Below are 22,086 nucleotides of genomic sequence, written 5' to 3' on the forward strand. Positions count from 1 at the left end.
AGCCCAAAAATCGATCTCAGACAGGCGCGAAGGATTGAAATCAAGCGCGAAAAACGCCATACGGAAACCGCTCAGATTGTCACTCTGATCCCCAGGCGTCGCATCAACGGGCGTCTCGACCGGAGCGTCGTCCACCGGGGCCTCTGCCACGGGGTCTTCAACCGGAGACGACGTGCCGTCCTGGGGATAGGTGACATGATCTCCGGTCAACACGGTGCGTGCGCCGCCTGTGTCAGGGCCAGCCCACTCGAGCATCAGGGTCGCATCGCCATAGGCCTCGAAGTAGAGCGCCTCAAGGCTATGGGTGCCCGCCGACAACTCGATCGTGGCGGTCTGCTGCACAGTCGCGTGCAGCCCGTCATTGTCAATCAGGTCCTGGCCATTGAGCCGCAGGCGGGAGCCGTCATCGGAAAGCAAGTAGAATGTGTAGCGCCCCGCCTGCTCAATGTGCAGATCCGTCGTGGCGCGTACCGCAAAGACATCATCAGGGCCGCCTTCCCAGATCTGTCTGCTGCCATCATAGTTCAGAGCATCACTGCGCGCCGTGGCGTCCGCCGCAGCCCAAAAATCGATCTCAGACAGGCGCGAAGGATTGAAATCAAGCGCGAAAAACGCCATACGGAAACCGCTCAGATTGTCACTCTGATCCCCAGGCGTCGCATCAACGGGGTCATTTGAAACGGAAGATAAGAGGCCATCGTTCGTAGGTTCGAGGGCTTCAGAAGCTTCTGTTTCCGAAGCTGTGGTGGAACTGCCCATTCCAGCGTAAGCTGCCAGTTGCGGAAACGGGGGAAGAAGAGATTTAGGCATATGGTGTCCAATGACTATGTCAGAGCGAGTGGCACGATTCCGAGTTGCTTACAGGCAGCACATTTAAAGTAGTAAGAACCGTTGGGAACAAACTCGTTACAATCCTATCGGCAACATGGTTTTTGTTTACAACCAGTTGGTCATTTTCGGGCCTTGTTTGTGTTTTTTTTGCGAAAGGCCCCAAAGACGGAGCCCAGCTTTGTGAGTGGTGATACGAATCTCCCTAGCACGTGAGATTCAAACATTCTTCACCGACTAGGCGTTCTGCGTTTAGGTAGGCAGCATTCTGCTGATCAGTGCAAATCTACAGGCATTTAACAGCCACCCGGGACGGGAGCGCCCCTATTGGCCCGTCCTCATTCATCGAGAAGACTTGGGCCTCTCCCCATCTAAGTGTAATGTCGGGCACGGCGCATTGACAAAAAAACAATTGCACCGAAAACCGTCGCCTTTTTAGTTCAGTAGCTACACTACGCCAACATTCAAACTGGGCCACTTCTGAGTAGTCCGATCCAGCCTTATTTATATACCCAAGCCTTTGATAAAGCGAAGGTTATTATAGTTGTTATGCCGGTAACAATCACTTGCGCAACTACAAGTTGGAAATTGAGTGCATCTACCAAGGCGCTCATCAAAATCGAGTTCACCAGTAAAGCGATGCCATGCATGATTAAGTATCGCGCCAATTGTTGATGCGATAGGCGTTGAACTTGAAATGTAAAGAGTGCCTGAGCTAGAAAATTGAAGGCCATCGAGATGACATAGCACGCGGCCGCCAATAGCATGATTGAGTGAATAAACGGCTCAAGGATGATCAAAAGAGTGAAGTAAAGGCCGGTTGAAAACAGCCCAATCAGCACAAAACGCAGCATTTGATTCCGGGTTTCGGTCACGATTGCCTCTTGTAAACAATCAAGCTGCTATTCTCGAAAACCACTACATGACCAGTCGAAATATGTGTTGAGAGGCGATTCAGAATCGGTCGATCCGTATCAGAATTGGACGCATCCAAAGATGATTTCTGCATGATCACAAAGGCTGGCGGGTTGTTCAACAGCCCGAAATCCACCTCAGCCATCCAGGCATCGAAATGTGCAAAACTGGGGTCGATCTGGTCCGCTGCGGGCGTGAAGTAGCGATATGCGGGCAGGCGTTCTGCTCGATATGGTAACTCATATTGTGTGCCATAGACGGCTACGGTCTCATCCTCGGTGCTGCCCTCTGAGATCAATGCAACAATTTCTCGCCGTTCAGTCTCCGTGAGTCCGAAGCCTTCAGTCGGCCATATACCCCCTGCGACAAGCAAACGGATGTTGTTTTCGAAGTTGTGCAACTTGCTGGCCGTCCCGGCAACCGCTAACAAGCCAAATAACACAAGCGCCACGAGAGAGGCTGTTCGCGTTACCCCGGACGAGCCCGTCAGACGTAGGTTGTTGATGCTGTCGAGTGCTACTGCGGCTAGCAGGGTGAGGACGGTAAGAGCACCACCTAGATGGTATCCAAAGTGTTTGTTTTGGACCGTGAAGGACACGGCCAGCGTCGCGGCAATCCCAAGTACAAGGATCAGTGCGTAGCCAAAACGGTCGCGCCAAGCCCAAAATAAGAATCCCATTAAGCCAAGAAGACTTATCCAGTGCCAAGAGCGGAGGAAAAGCGTTTGCAGTGTAACGCGCCAATCTTGCGGTGCCGACCCTACATAGATCGATAGTGCGAATTCGAAACTCTGTTGGTACCAATCAATTAAATTTCCCATAAGAAACGCAACGAAAGCGGCGGTAAACAGACCGAATGCACAACCCGTCCCAAATCCTAATGCCCGCACTCCCGGGGATAACAGCCGTTTTTGATGTGCTTTGAGTGGTAGAGCCTCCAGCAGTATCAGACCTGCGATAAAGCTTAAAAAGGTCGGCCGGATCAGCACGGCCGCAGACACGCAAACACCGGCTAAAATTACAGCAATCCATTCCCGGCGCTGTCCTGGCATGGCCAGGGCACAGGCTAAGATCAAAAACCCCGTCGCAATAATGTCACGCTGCCCGGCCATCCAAGAGCCGGAGCTGATATATAAAGGCGGGTAAAGAAATAGAAATATAGTAGGCGCCAAGCGCCAATCGGAGCGTGAAAGCAATACAGCGCCGCCCAAGGTGAAGAAAGTCATAAGTAGAAAATCTGTGAGCCGCCAAGTCCACGCATGAACGCCAAAAATCCGCAAACCTATTTCGTGCAACCACATCGCGCCGGGCCAATTCATATCAAAGCTTCCTGAGTAAACTGGCTGCCCCCTGGTAGCGATGTAGGCCATCCAATCGAACTGTGATTGATCCGGTGATGGGGGCACTGTCATGTAAATGATTGCCAAAACAGGCATTAAAGCCAGCCAAGGCAATATAACCTGTGCTTTCAAAAACTGAAGAGAACCCTGAAGTGTCTCATTTTCCAAAGCTATGGTTCTCCATCTCAGATTTTGTTTGTTCGATGCCCTGGCGCAAAGAGGTTGGAATGAAGCCAGATGGCAGAACTGAAGCTCTAAAGGTATTGTTCAAAGCATTGTCGGGGTTTGCTTCGATTTTCAGGTAGATAGGAGTTCCGACAACCTCCTCAACTGTTTTGATTATTTCGAATATTGACGCAGGGCGTCCAGACGCAAGTATTACCTTCTCAATATTTGGGGCTTGAAATGATACATTGAGCACTTTTTGCGAAACATAGCGACCGATATCAGGAGCAAAGATGAAATCTCGCTGTGTGCTCAGGGCACCAAAAATGACGGCATCACGATTTTGGATCGCGGCAGATATAAGAGCTGACACCAGCCCAAACCGACCATGTGACGTATAGCCGAAAACACTGCTTGGCCGAACAATAAGCCGACGCCCTAAACCCACATCTTCAAGCAACGCGATTTCCTGTTTTAACTTTCCATGCCCATAAGCCCTGATCGGCTCAGGAATAGTATCCTTGTCGCACGCAATCTGACCTTCAAATAGCCCACCCGCCGAACTGATGTGAATAAAGCTGCTGGAAATGACCTCATTGTTCAGTGCCAATTTTCGCGCAAGAGTTCGGACGCCACAAAATGCCTGATACTCTAAAGACATGTCTTCTTCGGAAGAACCAAATCCGCTTCGACCAGCTGCCCAAATAGTAGTTATGCGCGACGGTGGCTGCCGATCAATGAAGGCATTGAAAACCGCTTCGACCGCCCGTGTCTGTGCGCCTGTTGGGTTTGGCCAAGTCCAATTCAAAGACCGCGTATGCGAAGGATGGCCGCTGTATCTTAGGGCTTTGACAATGGAAGCACCTATCAAACCAGACCCATAAACCGTCACTATCTGTGGCTTGGTCGTTGCGGTACCTTCAAAACCAAGAAAAAGCACTGACGCCACCGTTTGCCAAGTTCCTATTCCTTCTAGTTCCTGATACGCCTCGATGAAATTTACGGGCGCGACCGCATTGGCATATAACCATCAATGTCGTGCACTGTCTCGTGTCCCGCATTCTCCAAGAACGACCGCATTGCTTCTCAAATATCACGCGAAATCCCAACAAAAGTGGCTGAGTCGCCGAAAACAACAAGAGACGGTCGTATTTCCTTAGTGGCATTCACTTCGTCTTCGGGCGGTATTCCCAACGCCTTGGTATGCAACGGATTCAAATGGTGAGGACAAAACGCAAAGCGCGTCATTTATATGCTGCGTGCTTCCCCCTCTATTCGTTCCATTTACAACCTCATCCGCTTCCTGTCGTGTGATCTTTCGCATTTCAAGCTTGCTACCTAAGCAAAGAAACGGGACTCCTTAGCCTTTGGGATTCGATCCCTGCATTCACTATGCTGGTTTTCGAGCCACTCAAGGATGGCGCCATCTGACGAGCGGTCAATGACAAAGAAGGTTGGACGACCGTGGGCTTTAAGAACGAGCGTGGAAAGATACTGCATGCAAATTCCGAGCATGGCTGAGATTAGACCCGCTGATGCGCATACGGCAACGAACAAGGATGTCCAACCTTGCACGCCGATAGCGTCGGGACTGATCATTCTAACGATCATAAAATAGATGCCCGCTATGATCGACAACATAAATAGGATGAATCCCATCCACAGACCGATGGACAAGAATCTCAATTGACTTGAAAATAGCATTTTCTGAGCGTGTCTAATAAGTTTGCTAAGACTGTAGCCGCTTTTCCCTGTGGACGAGAAGCGTTCGTCGTGCATAGGCATCTCGAAAGCAGAGATACTCTGTGTGAACCATGTCAACGCAATATCGAAATAGGTATTGTGTGTGCAAACGCTAGCGGTTGCCCGGGCAATGGAGCCCCGCATGAGGCGAAAACTGTTTACGAGGCGTAGACTAGGCGTTCCTGTTAGCCATTCCATGAGCCGCTTGAAGATGCGTGATGAATCGTCTCTCCATGCCTTGGCATGAACGGCTTTCTTTTCTGGTCTAGCATAGACGACGTCATTATTGTGTCGAACTGCTTTACTGAGCATTTCTTCAATTCGATTTGGTGGGTGCTGTAGGTCTTCGTCCAATGTGACGACCCAATCGCCAGATGAATGAAGAATTCCTGCAATTGTCGCAGCGTGTTGTCCAAAATTTCGTGAAAGGTGGATAGTCGTAACCCACACATACTCATTTGCCAAAGAGTCGGCCAAACGTGGAGATTCATCAATCGCAGCATCATCCACAAGAATAAGTTCCACCAAATTGATAGGCGCTTCGCTCGACTCCCACGCGGACCTAAGAGACTGCACTTCTTCGACAAGCTTCTTGAGATATTTCTCTCCTGAATACACCGGTACAATAACACTAATGCTCGTCATGTTGAAACGCCTGGTAGCTTTCGACTTTATATATACGGTTAACACTATCGGTCGTTTTTGTTTCGCTCAATCCCCGCAAGTGCGATCAAGCTGTCAGCTGTTCTAAAAAAAACACCTGAGAATTTGCCACGTTTTGTCATCTTGGAATAGGGCCACTTAATTAGGCTCACGTTTTGACCACTGATCACCAACTCAACGCGCAGGCCGACGCATTGACAGAAGCAGATTCAAAGCGTTCATTCTCTTATAGGATAAGAGTTCCGTCGCAATTTCTTTTGGCGTTAAAAGGGGTTAGGCTAAAAAACCGATGAGCTAGCACATGAACAGGGTCAACACCAGATTCTGCCATCAATCCTACCTTATCCCGACATGAAAAATTTCATTGAGAACAGAAGATAGCAGCTTACAAAGTCAGCGCATGAGCTGTTAGAACTTCACCTTAACTGACAGATATGAGAAAAACTAGCAACAGAGCCCAAAATATTTGAATCCGTCAAACCATTTCGTCTTGGCTTTGTGCACCGCTCCATCAATGCACTGCAGCCCATGAATCATCAGCACCGTTTTAGGGGCGCCAAGCGAACTCTCTGCCAATAGAAAGAAATGCCAATGGGCTCGTCGCCCGACCGACACCGTCTTCGTCTCGAACGCGGTAGTTAAAGCCGGCATTAAGGATCCACTCGGACTCAAGCTCATAACTGTAAACGGCATTCAAATCTGTTCGCGCAACGCGCGGGTCAACGATCGTATCATCGGTCAGGACATGGGTCGCGGAAAAACCAAGACGGGAATACGGGCCAAGACCCAAAATATAGACGACATCCAGGATGTACTCATCCCGAAAAACGTCATCATCTGTAATAACAACACTTCGGTCGAAAATGATCCGGAGTTCGTTTTCCCCAAAGACTTGAGCATAGCTTAACGATCCAATTGGTTCAGTCTTGCCATCATTTGTGTGCGCAACACCCAGGCTTGCCGAGAAGTCCCCGTCAAGAACCGACATGCTGCGGCCGATCCTCAAAGTATTGAGGCGTCCGGCTGTTGCGAGCTCTGTTGCCAAATCAAGTGTCGCCGAGCCGTTCGACACATCATGTTCGATACCGAAACTGCCAATCGGGCCGGCGGTAAGCGTATCACCCTCAATATCGCGCCGATCGTCAATGTCGGTATACCCAAAGGCAAAATTGAAGCGGGTGCGTGACGAGAGTTCGTGTGACAGTCCAAGCGTTATGTCCTTGGTAGTCCTATGCCGTTGATCCGGATCATCTTCTTCAAACCGCTCTACGCTAACATCAACGGTAGCGGTGGTTATTGGAGATAAAATGAAACTGGCTCCCGCACCTGCACTGAGGGTACTGTTGTCAGAAAGCGTTGGGCTTGTCTGATCAGTATATCTGAGTTCCCTTGCATCGACGCGGAAATAATAACCTACCAAATCCCGTCGACCAAAGTCCATTTGGAAAGCCAAATTGTATTCCCTACGCGTTCCGTCGCCAGTAAGGTCAGGAAAATCGGACGGAATTCGGAGCACACCATCGTCATCTATGAAAGTTCGCAAAGATCGCGAAAACCCGATATCGTAACTTGAGAAATCGGCATTCAGATCCAGACCAGCATTGGCGCCGTCACGATTGTAGCCGAAGTCAAAAATAGAGTCGCCGATATCGAATTCACTGCCTCTGTCCGGCAAATCAGACCAGCGCAAAGCAGTAGTGGCATCTAGGCTCAGGCTTTGGATCGGGGTTTCACTGGACAATCCAAAAGACAAAATCGTTGAAGCGATTGCTCCATTGCCCTGTTCAGGAACGTCAAGAGTCAGGTTTTCTCCGGCTTCTATTCGTTGGGCTAGTCCCAGTGTCATTTGAGGGCCGCCTGGATCTAGATCCACACCTTGAGCTTCAGCACGATTTTTAGGGTTTATAGCAAGACAAACCACACCCAAAACCGCTGTTAGAAGATAGAGTTTACGTTTCACTGCCCCGCCTCTTTTCGGGGTTATTCGAACAGGCGCCGTTCAGGGATTACAATCACGTCACCATCGGCCAGCTGTGTCGCCCCCCCAGTACCCGTACCGTCCAACATTGCATCATAGTTGAACTGGTACACGGTCTCTTTACCTGATTTGTCTGTACGGCGCAGCATTATCCGTTTTGTGGCGGCAAATCTAGAAAACCCACCCATCTCGCCGAAAAATTGCAAAAGTGTTGTGCCTCGTTCCGGTGTATGTCGCCCAGGTGATCCGGCTTCGCCGATTACGAACACATCAATTGTTCTGCGGAGCGGTTCTCGCGGTTCGTTGAGCGTGTCGAGCGATACAAAAACATTCGGCTCGAAGGCGAAGTTGGGAGCCAGCAGCCGCGCCAATTCCTCGCCAACCTGTTCTACGCTTCGACCCCCGGCTCGCAGCGTACCTGCTAGCGGTACGTTGATGCGACCGTCCGGACGCACTAGAACTTCACGGTTCAGACTTTGATCTTCCAGCACTTCTATACGCAGCGTATCACCTGATTGAATGCGATAACCTTGCGCCATGACTGGTAGTGCCAGCGTTCCGATCACGACTGCAGCGAGCAGCACGACAATAGACTTCATATTCAAACTCTTCCGTTTTGCCTTGAGCTCTTCTCGACGATCTGCCGGATACTCAGTGACCTAGTTGCCGTTTCATTTTGACCCATTTTTGATGAGAATTGCACGATTTCTTCCAAATCAAAACACATTTGCCGTTACTTGGTGTGGTTTTTGTAACGACGAAAGATGGTTCTTTTGCAAAGTTTTCGTTTTTTTGGAAGCCAGCTTTTGCGTCAATAGACTAGGACGCCTGTTCCGCACGCTTTGGAAACGGTCAGAAGGCCAGCATGAATTGACCATTGCGGATCTTGGGCGCGACGTCGAAACCAGAAAGAGTTGTAGACGCAGTTTCTAAGCGTTAAGCCAAGCATCGTTCAGGTTCATCTTTTAAAAATCATGCGATCTTGTTCCGCGATGTTAGTTAGATAACTCGACTTCAACATCTCGATCTGCAGCGTGCAACCAAAACCTTTGAGCATCTCGTTTGTTGCCTTGTTACCAGCCGTATTCGCAGATGCTTTAATCGCAATCGATTTGATTCAACGTTTTGAAAGCATGAAACCGAGCGTTTTGCCATGTTCGTCGAGCGCCCGATAAAGATAGGCCCAAACATCTCCAACCTTGATGCACGTGTCGTCGACCCGCCAATAGCGGTCAAACGAACCCTTGCGCGAGCTATGTCCGCAGGTGCGCTGGCGTATTCTGTAACTCAGTGGTTCATCGTAGTGAAATCCACCACGACGCCACGCTCGGCCATGATTTCTTAAGGTTCTTTCGCAATCTTCGTTCCCACCGATTAGGTCGCATGCATTTCCAGTAACGCATGCCAGAAAGTGACAGGAGCGGACTGTGAAAATCGCACGTAGCGCGCGCGTTTTCTCAGTGAAGTGATCTTACACGCTGTTTTCTTCTATCTCTGGTAAGCGGTGTCATACCGAGATCTGGAAGAAATCATAGCAGAACGCCGCGTTGACCTGGATCATTCGGTGATGAACCATTGGGTAAATCGATATTCCGGCCTCATTGCTGAAGTAACGCAGTATAGAAAGCGTGAAGAAGATCGTTAGCAGCGCATGGACAAGGCATACATTGCGGTGAAGGGTGAGTAGTTTTACTCTAAGCAGGCCATCGACAAAACGGCAAAATCCTGGACTTCATACTATCGAAATACGGGAAAAGACGTGTCGCCACGAACTTTTACCCGCGCGCTCGAAGTAAATGGACTACCACGGAAGATTTTTATCGACAAAAGCTGGACATACACTGCTGGCACAAGGCTATAGACAAGATGCTGAAAGGCTTTGGTTGCCTGATCCCGATTGAGTTGGTCAGGCTAAATAGCACTGGTGAACAGGACCATATTTTCGTCAAAAGTTGGATCAGGCTCCTGCTGGGGTTCAGAACTTTCATTTCGGCCATATCAATCTTAGCAAGCATAGAATTGGTCAACATGATCTGCAAAGGTCAAATTGCAGCCGAATTCCGTCAGTTTCAGCGGTTCGCGTAACTGGCAGGCTAAACTGCTCACCAACTCGTTAGTGCCGCCACTTAAAACATTTGCGACAGGACTCTTTGGCGCGAGGTCAACAATTGTGAGTACGCAATGACCTGGGCGCGGACTAAGCCGAGGATCGACTATTTCGCTCGGACACCGCCTTGTATTCTGGAAGTTTCGACAGGGCAGACTTCAAGGCGTCGCCCCAACCTTCAGATATCGTTCGAAAGTACTGATCGTCACTCTCAAACCTGGACCGCGTACCAGCCTCAAGGCTGTCTTCATCGTAAAGCAGTAGATCCAGCGGCGCCCCAACAGACAAGTTAGCCTTGATCGTTGAATCGAAACTGACGAGCAAGAGTTTCACGGTCTCCGGAAAACTCATTTCGGGATCGTAGGCACGCACCAGAATTGGGCGGCCGTATTTTGTCTCTCCGATCTGAAAGAATGGGGTGTCGTCGCCCGCCTCGATAAAGTTGCCTTCTGGGTAGATCAGGAACAATCGAGACGGCCCGCCCTTAATCTGCCCACCCAGAATGAGCGTTGCGTGAAAGGCGCTGTCAGCTTGTTGCCCAGACCGGGCATGCTCTTCGATGACATCGTTCAGCGTAGCCGCGACCAGTTGCGCGACCTGAAACATTGTCGGCGCTTCCAGGATCGAGGGAGAACGATCTTCCGGCGCTTTTGTGCGCTCCTCAAGCAGGCTTACTGTGGCCTGAGTGGTCGCCAGATTGCCGGCGGTCAGCAGAGTGATCGACCGCTCACCTTCCACTGTCCAATTGAACATCTTGTTGAAGGTCGAAATATTGTCGACGCCGGCATTCGTGCGCGTATCGGACATGAACACCAGTCCGCGGTTCAGCCGCATGCCCACAGCATAGGTCATTAAGTTCTCCGTTACTGCTGTGCGACTTGCAACTGTACTGTCAATTGCTCGCCCGCTGTCCCAATTCTGTTCCCTATTACCGGCGCAGCTTGGGCATAGTCCAGACCGGTTGCGACGCGTACATAACGATGATCAGGCGAAATTCCGTTGGAGACGTCAAATCCCACCCATCCGAGCCCGTCCAAATGCACTTCGGCCCAGGCATGGGTCGCGTCCTGTAGCTCCGTTTCGTTCATCATCAGGTAACCTGAAACATAGCGCGCAGGCATTCCGATCTGCCGAGCGCAGGTAATAAAAATATGCGCATGGTCCTGGCACACGCCGCACCCCGCTGCGAGGGCCTCTTCAGCGCTCCAACCTGGGTGCGAACTTCCCACTTCATAGGTGACCCGAGATCGAATTTTTTCGGACAAGGCGTGCATCTGCTGAAGCGGCTCGCCTTCGGGCAGCGCGCCGATCACATCAGCAACCCCTTTTCCTGGCGTTGTCTGAGGCGTGCTCCGTTTGAAAAGCCATAGCGGTGTCGACCCTTCGTGGCGTCCCAGGACACCATGTGTGTCTTCCACCTCCACAACGCCTTCGGATATCAAAGAAATGCTTTGGGTATTTGCTTCGAAACTGATCAATTCCACAGTGTTTCGGTGGTAGTCTTCAAAGCTCAGCTCTTTGATCCCTCCGATGACTTCGGTGCTCCAGCTTTCAATGGTCTGGTTGCGAAATGACTTTGGCGTTTTCCTAAGCTGCTGCAGTCCAAAGGGGACCGGCGCGTCGAAATCGTATCGTGTCTTATGGCGAATATGGAGTTTCATGGGCTACTCATAGAACCGGTAGTCAATCTCGATCTGACGACTTAAGCTGCCGAGATCTTTCAGAAAATCCTGAATGTATTCATGCAGCCCCAACTCAAAGATATCGGATATTTTCCGGTCCAGATATTTCTCGTACAGTGCATTTGATGCGGCGCATGACGGCCCCGCAAAGCCATAGTCTTTCTTCAGGTAGGACAGGTTTTCTTGAATCTTTCTACAACAAAAGTGAAGACTGCGGGGCATCCGCTCATCCAAGATCAAAAACTCAGCAATGTCAGACGGTCTTGTTTTCTGACCGTGTGTCATCCGATAGCCGCCACCAGCACCGACGGAACGAAGGATGCTTTCCCACTGGATGTTGTCCAGGGACGAGCCGACTGAGAACGCCGTGGGCAATAGAACGTAGTACTTCACGTCCAAGATGCGCCCCGTGTTGTCGGCCCGTTCGACAAAAGTGCCGATGCGAGTGAAATCGAAGATATCATTGCGCAGCATGGTACCCAAAGTGGCGCCACGGACCAGTGCGGCCTGGTGACGAATAAGCTCCAACATGGCGGGCAAATCGCGCTCATTCACACGGCGCTTCATCGCCTCGTCAATTTGCATCCAACTTGCGTTCACCGCGCTCCAAACATCGTGGGTAAGTGCGGTTCGAACAAGGCGTGCGTTGTTCCTTGCCTGTTTGATGACCGACTTGATCGAGGATGGGTTGTCGGCATCGCGCAACACCCAATCCACAGCGTTGTCTTTTGAAATGTCATCGTACTTGGCGTGGTATCCATCCAAAACGCCAGCCGTTTTCAGTACAGAGCCCCATTCTTCGGCAGAGTTCTTGGAACGGGTCAACGCCATCCTCTGACCTGTTTCAAGCAGCCTCGCCGTGTTTTCCGCCCGTTCGAGGTAGCGGGACATCCAGAACAACCCGCCAGCAGTTTTTCCCAGCATGGTCAGTCCTCCAGAACCCAGGTGTCTTTGGTCCCGCCGCCCTGACTTGAGTTCACGACGAGCGACCCTTTCTTCAGCGCCACGCGTGTCAAACCGCCGGGTGTGATATTAACCCCATCTGGAGACACCAAAACAAAGGGGCGCAGATCAACGTGCCTGGGTGCGAGCCCCGAGCGCGCGAAAATTGGAACCGTTGAAAGCGACAGAGTCGGCTGAGCTATATAGTTCCCGGGTCTCTTCTTCAGCTTTTCACGGAAAGCTGAAATCTCTTTCTTGCTGGCCGTAGGCCCAATCAACATACCGTAACCGCCAGACCCATGTACTTCCTTGACCACGAGGTCGGACAGGTTGTCCAGCACGTAGGACAGAGACTCTGGATCGCTGCAACGCCAGGTGGGTACATTTTGAAGCAGGGGCTTTTCACCGGTATAGAATTCAACGATTTCAGGCATGTACGAGTAAATTGCCTTGTCATCCGCGATACCTGTGCCCGGAGCATTCGCAATAGTGATGCCCCCTGCGCGGTATACATCCAGAATGCCGGGAACGCCCAAGGCGCTGTCAGGGTTGAAATTCAGCGGATCTAAGAAATCGTCATCGACCCGTCGATACAGAACGTCGATAGGCTTGTAGCCCCGGGTGGTACGCATACAAACACGTCCGTCGACGACCCGCAGGTCGTGCCCTTCGACCAATTCCACGGCCATCTGGTCCGCAAGAAACGCGTGTTCGTAATAGGCTGAGTTGTAGATACCGGGTGTCAAAACCGCGACCGTGGGTTCTCCCTCTGCACAGGCCGGTGCGCAGGCTGCAAGAGATCGCCTCAAATTTCGCGGGTAGTCGGAAACATTTCGAACATTTGTGGCACTGAAGAGCTCGGGGAACATCTTTAGCATCGTTTCCCGGTTCTCCAGCATATAGCTGACGCCGGATGGCGTGCGCGCGTTGTCCTCAAGCACAAAGAACTCATCTGGTCCGGTTCGCACCAGGTCAACACCGACGATATGCGTATAAACCTGACCGGGCGGCGAGACACCGAGCATCTGCGGCAGGAACGCTTCGTTTCCGGCGATCATCTCGGCCGGTACACGTCCGGCCCTTACGATTTCTTGGCGGTGATAGATGTCGTGAAGAAAGGCATTGATTGCCCGCACCCTTTGTTCGATGCCGCGTTCGAGCCGCTGCCACTCTCGTGCGGAAATGACGCGCGGCACGATATCAAACGGTATCAACCGTTCCTCTGCTTCGGCTTTGCCATAAACGTTAAAGGTAATACCCGTCAGCCTGAAGACTTCTTCAGCTTCGCGCTGTTTGGCTCTTAGCCGTGATACATCTTCCGCATCAAACCAACGACCGATCTCTTCGTATGGACCTCTAAGCGATCCATCACTGTTGAACATTTCATCAAAATACTCACTCATGCGAGAAGTTTGACGATCAATTCGGGGTTTTCAAGTTATTCGATCCTTTTTGATGAGCGCTTCGGAAGGAAACGCCTTTTTTTCGAGCTAATTGTTACATCCAATAAGCTGCACAATCCTGCTGATGTTTTCGGTTTAGATACAAATGACGTAAAATGTAAAGTGATTGTCTCAGTGGTTGAGAACGGAAGCACTTCTGGTTTTGGGTTCTTTCCTGACCTCAGATGCAGGCCAGAATTGGACCAGCGGGATCCGTCCACATTCTCGCTGACGTCGCACTACCGACGTTGACCGCGGGACTTCACCGCTGGGGTGTGAGCTTTCGAAGCTGCCATCCGTTGCTGGCGCGAAATCAGAAACATGACGAACTAAAAGTCCACGGGCACCACGGACATTTTTACCTGCGCTCAGCAAGGTGAAATTCCACGCTCAAGAGGTCCATTTGGATACGACCGCCCATCCCGATACGTTGTTCCCACGGCAGCCAGTAGGCAAGACTTGCCGCGCTGCAAAAGATGTACAAGATTGTGATTTGGGCGAAGTGCGACAAGAGCATCCCGCCAGAAAGTCTTCCTGAGCGAGACCCGATACATTAGCAAGCGCGCATAGGGGCTTTGCTGGTGGCTTTATCGTATCCGGGGGTGGCGAAAATGACGCGCGGTCGAGATAGGAGTCATCTGGTACCGTAGACATACCACACTCAAAAACGGTGATCCAAATACCAATCTTGTCAGATTGAATTGGGTTGATACTGATTCATTGCCTGTATTTGGTATCCCGCCACTCAACACAGTCTTTTTCTCTACAGATCATTTCGTCCCAAGATCTCCTCAAAAGGGACAACCCAAAAGGACTGGAGGAGACGATTTGTCTGACGACACCTTGCCGATGTGAGGTATGGCTAAGGCATAAATCCTTTCGGCACTCCGAACTTCAATGAATCTACGCTGGTACCTGTCAACGAATGCAGAAAAGCAATCAGGTTTTGAATTTCCACCTCCGTGAGTTGGATTGGAACAATGTCGCTTTTATTGCGTTGACGCTCCATTTCATAGTCGTCCTCCCACACTATGAAATCGGTTTTTTGCAACCATGGCACCTCGGGCAAAGCAGCCATTTCAGGCCTCCAACTGTCTAGGCTTGCCTGTGGGTTCAAGTGATGGCGAATGATGCTTTCAAGATCGGGGAAAGCTCCATTGTGACCGTAGGGCGCGGTCAGGGCAACGTTGCGCAACATAGGGGTGCGGAACCTATAAGCATCCTCTAGACGGTTGCTTTCACCCATGCGGCCGACATCTCGGACGAAGGGATCCCACTGCCGGGTGCGGCCCGGTCCAAAGGGCGGCAAACCCAAGGCATAGAACTTCTGATTTGACATCAGCGGTCCGGCATGGCAGCTGGAGCAGCGGGCTTTGCCGTAGAAAAGCTTCATCCCATCCAATTGGGCCGGTGAAAGGGCATTCGTGTCACCCGCGAGGTAGTGATCAAACGGGCTGTCGGTGCTCCGCCACTCGATCGCCATGAAAGCGGCCAGAGCGTTGGCGACTTGCGTAATCGTGATGTCTTCGGTCGACTCGACCTCATCAAAGGCAGAGACGATGGCCGGGCCATAGCGTGGATCGGTGCGGACGCGTTTCGCCAGAATAGGCCAGCCTTTATCGATCCGATCATGCACCGCGCCAGTGACTTCATTCTCGGCCACATTGCCCGCCATCTCGAATTGTGAGGTCAGGGGAAACAGAGCCTGCGCCGCCAGCAGGGAATTCAGGCCCTCAGGCAGCCACTCCTGCGCTGGGGAATTGAAGCCGTTGCCGTAGACGTCTGAAATACTCAGCCTGCCGTCGTGAAAAACTGTGTGAATCTCCCTCGCCCCAAGATTCCACAGGCCCGGAGAGTTGCGAGGGATGCGTTTGCGTATTCTGTCTGCTCCGGTGCCGGGTGTGCGGTCCAGTCCCAACCCCTGCCCGCCTTCTCCTATGCCCAGTGACAACCCGTCAGAGGTGCCGAAATCCGGGTGGTGGCAATGGGCGCAGCTGATGTTCTGGTTGCCCGACAGGATCGGGTCGTAAAACAGTTGATGACCAACGGCGGCGTGTTCCATATCAAATGGGATAAAGTCATCATCGGTTAGCGGTCGCGGCAAATCCTGTGCCGCAGCGGCCCCAACCCAGAAGAGAGCAACCAACCCATGCGTCAGCTTGTTTTCGCCCTTTGCATATTTGCGTCTCCGGCTCTGGCGGAACTGGAGCAAGCGCGCGATATGATGGAAGCCGGACAGTTTGAAGCCGCGCGACAGGAGCTTCTTCCAGCCGCGCGCTCGGGCAACGCCGAGGCTGAGGAGTTGATCGGCGTGATGTACGGTCTGGGCCTCGGGGTCGAGCAGGACTACGAGCGGGCCTTTGAATGGTATCTGCGCGCCTCGATGAAGGGGCATCCGGGGGCTCAGTCGGGCGTTGGCTGGTACTATGAATTGGGTCTGGGCATGCCTGCGCCCGATCTGGTGCGCGCGTACATGTGGTACACGCTCAGCGCCATTGGAGGCGACCCCGATGCGGCGATCAGCCTTGAAGAAGTGGTCAAGAAAATGTCGCCAGAGCAGATCGAAAGGGCGCATGTGCTGGTCAACGACTACAAAGGGTGGATGTACCCGTTTCGGTAGGGGCCGGGCCGCAAAGCCCGGCCTATGTACTTAGTTCAGATCCGCATCGCGTGAGGCGTTTACATCGGCCTCAGCCGCAGCTACCGCTTCGGTCAGCGCGCCAAAGATCTCATCCCCACGGGCGACATTGGACTGAAACCAGTCATACACCGGGGTTGCGGCCTCTTTGAACGCGGCCTTCTGATCGGGCGTCAGCACGTAGAGGTCTCCGCCACCGGCTACAAAATCCTCATAAGCCTGGATCGACTTGCGCTTCGGCGAAGCAAAGGTGGCCTGTTGCAGCGCATAGAAACCGTCGACCACGACGCGGCGCATATCCTCAGGCATCTCTTGGAACTTGGCGTTATTCATCCACCACAGTGCGCCCATATAGGCGTGGCCGTCCAGCGTGACATATTGCAGACCCGCGTCGGGGAATTTCATGCCCATGATGTCGGTGATGCCGTTCTTGGAGCCTTCGACCACGCCGGTCTGAAAGCTTGTGAACAGTTCCGGCCACGGGATCGGAGTCGGCGACGCGCCCAGAGCTTTAACCAGTTCCTGCGGCAGGTCGGCGACCACTGTGCGGATTTTCAGGCCTTCCATATCGGCAGGCTCAGCAATGCGGCGCTGGGTGTTGGCGAAGTTGCGCCATCCGCCGGTGTTGCCGATAGTCATCAGACGGATCGCGCCGCCCGAGTCCTCCAGTGCCATATTGCGCATGGTGCGGGTGAAATCGCCTGACAGAACATGCTCCGCAATGCGGTCATCGGCCATCAGGTAAGGCAGGTCCAGAACCTGCACGTAAGGAAAGATGCCCGAGGCCCCGCCCGAGGTGGAGATGTAGATATCAATCGTGCCATCGGCCACGCCTTGCAGGCATTCCGCGCCGTTCGAACAAAGTTGGGTGCCGATGAACAGCTCGACCTCAATCGCGCCGTTCGAGGCGGCCTCGACATAGTTCTTGAAGACAATCAGACCATCATAGTCTTCGTCATTTTCGTTCGAGTTTGCGGTGGCGCGCAGCGTGTAGTCGGCGGCTGTGGCGGCCATAGCGGACGCGGCCACGAGCGATGTGGCCACCGCTGCGGTTTTGATGAAATCTCTGAGCATGCGTTTCCTCCCTATGGAACTCAGTTAGTTGGCAAATCCCGTTATCCTCGGGATCGTCATGGATAGTGCGGGGATATAGGTGATCAGGAAGATCACTATGATTTCAACGGCCAGGAACGGCAGGATCGCCTTGGCGATGGTTTCGACCCGCTCGCGCGATACGGCGGCGGCCACGAACAGGACCAAGCCCATTGGCGGTGTGGCGAGGCCGACGGTCAGGTTGACGCTCATGATGATGGCGAAGTGGATCGGGTCGACGCCGAGGCTGGTGAAGATCGGGCCAAGGATCGGACCAAGGATAATGATCGCGGGGCCGGCATCCAGAAACATGCCGACGATGAACAGTAGCAGGTTGATCAGAAACAGCAGGATCAGCGGGTTTTCCGACAGGCTCAGGATCAGCGAGGCCAGTTGTTCCGGCGCATGGCTGAGGCTGACAACCGTCTTGAACGCCATCGCCGCGCCTACCAGCAGAAGGACGACGGCGGAAGTCATGCCTGCGTTGCTGAGAACCTCGGGCACTTCTTTCCACGTCAGCGTGCGCAGGACGAAGAAGCCGATGATGAAGGCGTAGCCCACGGCGACGGCGGCAGCCTCGGTTGGTGTGAAGATACCACCCAGAATACCACCCAGAATGATCACCGGGGTCATCAGCGGGAAAAAGGCTTTCAGGCTGGCCTGACGCCGTTCGGGCCAAGTGTATTTACGACTGGCAACGGGGAAGTCGTAGCGGTCGGCCATGAGTTTGATCATCAGCATCAGGCCAACGCCAACCATCACACCCGGCACGATGCCCGCTAGGAACAGGGCGGCGACGCTTTCACCCATGACGTAGGCGTAGATGATCATGATGCCCGAAGGTGGGATAATCGGTCCGATCACAGAACTCGCCGCCGTGATCGCGGCGGCGAATTTGCGGGTGTAGCCTTGTTTCTCCATCGCCGGGATCAGCATCGACCCAAGCGCCGAAGTGTCCGCCACGGCAGACCCCGAGAGGCCCGCGAAGAGGATCGAACTCAGCACGTTCACATGCGCCAGACCGCCGCGCAGGTGGCCCATCAGGGCCTGGCTGAACTCGACCAAGCGGATGGTGATGCCGCCGCGGTTCATCAGCTCTCCTGCGAGCATGAAGAAGGGGATCGCCATCAGCGGGAAGCTGTCCATCCCGTTATAGACATTCCGATAGAGCAACGTGATGTCGTTGGTCTGTCCGTTCAGCCACAGCAGGATGCCGGGCGCGGCCAAAAGGGCGAAAAAGACCGGCAGGCCGATCAGCAGGAAAATCAGGAAGGTGGGCAGGAACCAGATCAGCATTTATTCGGCCCCCACTGCCGCGTCAGGAATTTCGGGCAACAGGTGGCCCCCGCCCAGCAGAGTGATAAAGGATCGCAGAATCAGCTCGATATTCACCGATATCAGCAGAATGATCCCCACTAGCAACGAGGCCATCATCCAGCTGCGCGGAATGCGGTACCATTCGTCGAACCCGAGTGAGGTAGGAAGGTATAACGCGGCGGTGGCGAACTTGCCGCCAAAGCCAGTGACCTCGGACCAGCCGATATTGACGGCAACCAGCAAGACGGCGAGCGAAATCAGCAGCAGGAACAGGTTCAGTGATTGGCCGATTACGCGCGGCAGAAAACGTTCCAGCATGTCGATGGCCACAAAGCCGCCTCGCCGGAACGCGGTGGGGGCCATAAGCCCGGTCATCCAGAGCATGCAAAACCGCGCGGCCTCATCCGGCCAGGGCAGAGCATTGCCCAGCACATACCGGAAGAAAACTTGGATTAGGATTGCGATCACCATGAGTGCAATCGCAACGACACCAACCGCGCGGCCCAGACGCAGCACGGTTTCGTTCACGAATGCAATCGGCGCAAGCACCGACGCCAGTCCGCTCATGCGGATCCTCCCTTGTTCAGCCGCGGGTATGTCCCGCGGTCGTCAAATCGCGCTTAGTGCTGCGCGAATTGGCCGAGTTTCCCGGCGTAAAAGGTCAGCGCGTCTCCATCCGCCATGCTGGCCTTAAGAACCTTTCCCACCACAATAACGTGATCGCCCGCATCGTGATACGCGTGTTGTTCACATTCGAACCGCGCCAAGCAGTCCGGCAGGATCGGCGTTCCGTTCTCACAGCGCTCATGCTCGATGTCGCGCAGCGCAAAGGCGTCTTTCGAGCAGCCAAAGCACAGCTCGGCCTGTTCCGAGGACAGTACATGCACGCTGAAGTGGCGAGCTTTGTGGAAATACGGGAAGCGGCGCGAGTTGCGGTCGCCCGCCCACATTATCAAGGGCGGGTCCAATGAAAGCGACGAAAAGCTGTTGGCTGTAATGCAGACCGGGCCATCGGCGCTGGCGCAGGTGACGATGGTGACACCGGTCGCAAAGCGCCCGAAGGCGTCGCGCAGAGTCCGGGTATCGTCCTTGTGCGGCACGAAGGTGTGGGTCATGTCCTTTGAGATTGCATTCATCATGGTACCTCATGCCCCAGCGCCGCCTCGTAAAGGCGGTACCAGCTTTCGCGATCCAGTTTGACTTTCAACGCGTCCGAAGCGCGTTTGATCCGATCCAGATTATTGGTGCCCAGAACCGGCAGGATGTTGGCCGGATGGGCTAGCAGGAAGGCCACGGCGACGGCGGCGCGATCCACGCCGAACTCGGCTGCGATTTCATCCGCGACAACGCCCACAGGCGGGTTTCCAGCCATCAACAACCCACCCCCCAGCGGCGACCACGCCATCACTGGATGACCATGCTGCTGGTGAAATGCCAGGTCACCATTGGTGAAGGGGCTGATCTCACCCAGAGACACCTCGATCTGGTTGGTGACCAGTTGGGTTTTCATCGCCGATTGTAGCAGGGACCAATCCCAAGGCCGGAAGTTCGACACGCCGACCGCGCCGACCTTGCCGCTCGCGACGACCTCGTCCAGAGCCGCTCCGGTCTCATGGTGGTCCATCATGGGATCAGGGCGGTGAATCAGAAGCAGATCGATATGGTCAATCGCCATTTCAGACAGCGACGTGTCCACCGATTTCACGATATGCGCGCGTGAGGTGTCATAGTGTTTTACCTTGGCGTTCGCATAGCGGCCACAGGGCGCGACGATGTCGCATTTAGTAACGATCTCCATCCGCTGGCGCAAACCGGGATTGGCGCGCAGGGCATTGCCCAGAACCGCCTCGGCCCCATAGTCGCCATAGATATCGGCCTGATCGAAGGTGGTGATACCCTGATCCAGACAGGCCTGAATCTTGGCTTCGACATGTGCCGCCGATGTGTCTGCGTCGTCGCCCAAGCGCCACATGCCATAGACAAGGCGGCTCATTTCCAGCGAGTCAGAAAGTTTCACACGTTGCATCAGCGACGAACTCCGTTGCCCAGCGGGGTCGCCGGGGTAGTTGCAGGCACGCGCCCATAAGCTTCGGGCAGCGAACAGGTTTTCAGGTTGGGCAGAACACGGCTGCCGAAATGGCGGGCTTCGTCTATGTGAGGGTAGCCTGAGAAAATGAAGGCCCGGATGCCCATCTTCTGATATTCTTCGATCTTGGACATAACCTGATCGGTCGAACCGACCAAAGCGGCTCCGCAGCCCGAACGCGCACGGCCAACGCCGGTCCATAGACCCGGTTCAACATAACCATATGCATCCGCCAGATCGCGGTTCTTGGCCTGATGCGCAACGCCGAGAGAGGTCGAGTCAAGCGCCCGCTCCCGGATTGCACGACCATATTCGTCATCCAGTTTCGAAACGATGTAATCCGCATATTCCTGCGCCTCTGCCTCGGTATCCCGAACGATCATGTGGACACGCAAACCGTAGTCCAGCGTGCGGTTGTAGTTCTCGGCGACCGCATGAACGGCCTTCATCCGCTCGGCAAGTTGGTCCTTGGTTTCGGGCCACATCAGGTAGACGTCACAATGTTCGCCACAGAGGTCCAGCGCAGAAGGAGAATAACCACCGAAATAGAGCAGCGGCCCTCCAACCTGGTATGGCTTGGCCGGGTCAGTGGTCAGGCCTGAGAAGTTATAGACCTCGCCTGCATGATTGATCTCGTCCTGCGTCCAGGCTTGCTTCAGAATCTCTACCACTTCGCGCGAGCGCTGATAGCGGAAGGCGCTATCGGCTTTCTCACCGGGAAAATCGGAGGAGATGATGTTGACCGTAAACCGCCCCTTCAGCATGTGATCCAGCGTCGCAATGGTGCGGGCCAGCATGATCGGTTGCATCTCGCCACAGCGTACAGCAGCCAGCAGGTTGATCCGGTCGGTGATTGGGGCGCAGCCCGCGACAAAACTCAGCGTGTCCTGACCGACCTGATAGGAGGACGGGCATAGGATGTTGCGGAAGCCTTGCGCTTCGGCCTCTTTCACGATGCCGGAACAATGCTCCCAGCTTGACCGCAGGTCGCCATCGGGTACGCCAAGGAACTGGTAATCATCGGAACACAGCGCGGCAAACCACGAAACTTCGGCCGCATCCAGATCGGGGGATGTGATGGGGACGATGCTCATTTGATTCACGCTCCGTACATCTTTGACTTTCCTCTTGCGTAGCAATCGCTTTGAT

General features: G+C 53.6%; 21 protein-coding genes. 2 read left to right on the forward strand and 19 right to left on the reverse strand.

The window, feature by feature from the left end:
• The 8 genes from ACR0B5_RS14500 to ACR0B5_RS14535 all read right to left on the reverse strand — a co-directional run.
• Positions 1-810 (reverse strand): PA14 domain-containing protein (locus ACR0B5_RS14500; RefSeq protein ID WP_480541315.1); only part of this gene is annotated, 810 nt, incomplete at its 3' end.
• 518 nt (positions 811-1,328) lie between these two features.
• A complete protein-coding gene (locus ACR0B5_RS14505; RefSeq protein ID WP_480541317.1) occupies positions 1,329-1,703 on the reverse strand; it encodes a GtrA family protein in 375 nt (124 codons plus the stop codon).
• Positions 1,700-3,250 (reverse strand): hypothetical protein, encoded by a 1,551-nt coding sequence (locus ACR0B5_RS14510; RefSeq protein ID WP_480541319.1) that lies wholly within the window; start codon positions 3,248-3,250, stop codon positions 1,700-1,702. Before ACR0B5_RS14510 ends, ACR0B5_RS14505 begins: the two co-directional genes overlap by 4 nt.
• Complete coding sequence (locus tag ACR0B5_RS14515) at positions 3,240-4,187, reverse strand: NAD-dependent epimerase/dehydratase family protein (protein ID WP_480541321.1); 948 nt, start codon at positions 4,185-4,187, stop codon at positions 3,240-3,242. Before ACR0B5_RS14515 ends, ACR0B5_RS14510 begins: the two co-directional genes overlap by 11 nt.
• A 398-nt stretch (positions 4,188-4,585) precedes the next feature.
• A complete protein-coding gene (locus tag ACR0B5_RS14520) occupies positions 4,586-5,635 on the reverse strand; it encodes a glycosyltransferase (protein ID WP_480541323.1) in 1,050 nt (349 codons plus the stop codon).
• 565 nt (positions 5,636-6,200) lie between these two features.
• A complete protein-coding gene (locus ACR0B5_RS14525) occupies positions 6,201-7,613 on the reverse strand; it encodes a hypothetical protein (RefSeq protein ID WP_480541325.1) in 1,413 nt (470 codons plus the stop codon).
• A 20-nt stretch (positions 7,614-7,633) separates the two neighbouring features.
• Complete coding sequence (locus ACR0B5_RS14530; protein ID WP_480541327.1) at positions 7,634-8,230, reverse strand: polysaccharide biosynthesis/export family protein; 597 nt, start codon at positions 8,228-8,230, stop codon at positions 7,634-7,636.
• Positions 8,231-8,748: 518 nt separating this feature from the next.
• Positions 8,749-9,066, reverse strand: a complete 318-nt coding sequence (locus ACR0B5_RS14535; RefSeq protein WP_480541575.1) for a DDE-type integrase/transposase/recombinase — start codon at positions 9,064-9,066, stop codon at positions 8,749-8,751.
• Between the two features lie 299 nt (positions 9,067-9,365).
• On the opposite strand from ACR0B5_RS14535, the gene ACR0B5_RS14540 reads away from it, so the two are divergent.
• Positions 9,366-9,716: a hypothetical protein gene (locus ACR0B5_RS14540; RefSeq protein WP_480541577.1), complete on the forward strand. Its 351-nt coding sequence runs from the start codon at positions 9,366-9,368 to the stop codon at positions 9,714-9,716.
• A gap of 112 nt (positions 9,717-9,828) precedes the next feature.
• Here ACR0B5_RS14540 and ACR0B5_RS14545 read toward each other — a convergent pair whose 3' ends face one another.
• The 5 genes from ACR0B5_RS14545 to ACR0B5_RS14565 all read right to left on the reverse strand — a co-directional run bounded on the left by ACR0B5_RS14545 (position 9,829) and on the right by ACR0B5_RS14565 (position 15,908).
• Positions 9,829-10,590 carry a proteasome-type protease gene (locus ACR0B5_RS14545; RefSeq protein WP_170642554.1) on the reverse strand — a complete coding sequence of 254 codons (762 nt, stop codon included), beginning with the start codon at positions 10,588-10,590 and terminating at the stop codon, positions 9,829-9,831.
• Between the two features lie 11 nt (positions 10,591-10,601).
• Entirely contained in the window at positions 10,602-11,399 is a 798-nt protein-coding gene (locus ACR0B5_RS14550) for a transglutaminase family protein (RefSeq protein WP_480541329.1), read from the reverse strand.
• Between the two features lie 3 nt (positions 11,400-11,402).
• Positions 11,403-12,344 (reverse strand): alpha-E domain-containing protein, encoded by a 942-nt coding sequence (locus ACR0B5_RS14555; RefSeq protein ID WP_425083685.1) that lies wholly within the window; start codon positions 12,342-12,344, stop codon positions 11,403-11,405.
• 2 nt (positions 12,345-12,346) lie between these two features.
• Positions 12,347-13,765 carry a circularly permuted type 2 ATP-grasp protein gene (locus ACR0B5_RS14560; RefSeq protein WP_170638005.1) on the reverse strand — a complete coding sequence of 473 codons (1,419 nt, stop codon included), beginning with the start codon at positions 13,763-13,765 and terminating at the stop codon, positions 12,347-12,349.
• A gap of 901 nt (positions 13,766-14,666) precedes the next feature.
• A complete protein-coding gene (locus tag ACR0B5_RS14565) occupies positions 14,667-15,908 on the reverse strand; it encodes a cytochrome-c peroxidase (RefSeq protein ID WP_480541332.1) in 1,242 nt (413 codons plus the stop codon).
• A gap of 45 nt (positions 15,909-15,953) precedes the next feature.
• Here ACR0B5_RS14565 and ACR0B5_RS14570 point away from each other — a divergent pair, with 45 nt between their 5' ends.
• Positions 15,954-16,424 carry a tetratricopeptide repeat protein gene (locus ACR0B5_RS14570; RefSeq protein ID WP_170666899.1) on the forward strand — a complete coding sequence of 157 codons (471 nt, stop codon included), beginning with the start codon at positions 15,954-15,956 and terminating at the stop codon, positions 16,422-16,424.
• A gap of 30 nt (positions 16,425-16,454) precedes the next feature.
• Here ACR0B5_RS14570 and ACR0B5_RS14575 read toward each other — a convergent pair whose 3' ends face one another.
• Genes ACR0B5_RS14575 through ACR0B5_RS14600 form a run of 6 tightly spaced genes read right to left on the reverse strand, consistent with a single transcriptional unit; the run spans position 16,455 to position 22,031 of the window.
• Positions 16,455-17,516, reverse strand: coding sequence for a TRAP transporter substrate-binding protein (locus tag ACR0B5_RS14575; protein ID WP_170378744.1), 1,062 nt, complete (start codon positions 17,514-17,516; stop codon positions 16,455-16,457).
• A 24-nt stretch (positions 17,517-17,540) separates the two neighbouring features.
• Entirely contained in the window at positions 17,541-18,830 is a 1,290-nt protein-coding gene (locus ACR0B5_RS14580) for a TRAP transporter large permease (protein WP_170378746.1), read from the reverse strand.
• Complete coding sequence (locus ACR0B5_RS14585) at positions 18,831-19,418, reverse strand: TRAP transporter small permease subunit (protein WP_170691358.1); 588 nt, start codon at positions 19,416-19,418, stop codon at positions 18,831-18,833.
• A 53-nt stretch (positions 19,419-19,471) separates the two neighbouring features.
• The gene (locus tag ACR0B5_RS14590; RefSeq protein WP_170691360.1) at positions 19,472-19,987 is read right to left on the reverse strand and encodes a flavin reductase family protein; all 516 of its coding nucleotides are present in this window, start codon (positions 19,985-19,987) and stop codon (positions 19,472-19,474) included.
• A complete protein-coding gene (locus tag ACR0B5_RS14595) occupies positions 19,987-20,877 on the reverse strand; it encodes an aldo/keto reductase (RefSeq protein ID WP_480541335.1) in 891 nt (296 codons plus the stop codon). The genes ACR0B5_RS14590 and ACR0B5_RS14595 overlap by 1 nt, the downstream gene beginning before the upstream one ends.
• On the reverse strand, positions 20,877-22,031 hold the full coding sequence (locus ACR0B5_RS14600; RefSeq protein WP_480541337.1) for an LLM class flavin-dependent oxidoreductase: 1,155 nt from the start codon (positions 22,029-22,031) through the stop codon (positions 20,877-20,879). The genes ACR0B5_RS14595 and ACR0B5_RS14600 overlap by 1 nt, the downstream gene beginning before the upstream one ends.
• Between the last annotated feature and the right edge of the window lie 55 nt (positions 22,032-22,086).

The organism is Ruegeria sp. AG1 (assembly GCF_056541705.1).

Excerpts from the sequence above, each read along its gene's own strand:
- ACR0B5_RS14590 (WP_170691360.1), bottom strand. The coding sequence starts at position 19,987 with ATGAATGCAATCTCAAAGGACATGACCCACACCTTCGTGCCGCACAAG.
- ACR0B5_RS14545 (WP_170642554.1), bottom strand. The coding sequence starts at position 10,590 with ATGACCTATGCTGTGGGCATGCGGCTGAACCGCGGACTGGTGTTCATG.
- ACR0B5_RS14520 (WP_480541323.1), bottom strand. The coding sequence starts at position 5,635 with ATGACGAGCATTAGTGTTATTGTACCGGTGTATTCAGGAGAGAAATAT.
- ACR0B5_RS14570 (WP_170666899.1), top strand. The coding sequence starts at position 15,954 with ATGCGTCAGCTTGTTTTCGCCCTTTGCATATTTGCGTCTCCGGCTCTG.
- ACR0B5_RS14560 (WP_170638005.1), bottom strand. The coding sequence starts at position 13,765 with ATGAGTGAGTATTTTGATGAAATGTTCAACAGTGATGGATCGCTTAGA.
- ACR0B5_RS14600 (WP_480541337.1), bottom strand. The coding sequence starts at position 22,031 with ATGAGCATCGTCCCCATCACATCCCCCGATCTGGATGCGGCCGAAGTT.
- ACR0B5_RS14580 (WP_170378746.1), bottom strand. The coding sequence starts at position 18,830 with ATGCTGATCTGGTTCCTGCCCACCTTCCTGATTTTCCTGCTGATCGGC.
- ACR0B5_RS14555 (WP_425083685.1), bottom strand. The coding sequence starts at position 12,344 with ATGCTGGGAAAAACTGCTGGCGGGTTGTTCTGGATGTCCCGCTACCTC.
- ACR0B5_RS14530 (WP_480541327.1), bottom strand. The coding sequence starts at position 8,230 with ATGAAGTCTATTGTCGTGCTGCTCGCTGCAGTCGTGATCGGAACGCTG.
- ACR0B5_RS14585 (WP_170691358.1), bottom strand. The coding sequence starts at position 19,418 with ATGAGCGGACTGGCGTCGGTGCTTGCGCCGATTGCATTCGTGAACGAA.
- ACR0B5_RS14595 (WP_480541335.1), bottom strand. The coding sequence starts at position 20,877 with ATGCAACGTGTGAAACTTTCTGACTCGCTGGAAATGAGCCGCCTTGTC.
- ACR0B5_RS14575 (WP_170378744.1), bottom strand. The coding sequence starts at position 17,516 with ATGCTCAGAGATTTCATCAAAACCGCAGCGGTGGCCACATCGCTCGTG.
- ACR0B5_RS14550 (WP_480541329.1), bottom strand. The coding sequence starts at position 11,399 with ATGAAACTCCATATTCGCCATAAGACACGATACGATTTCGACGCGCCG.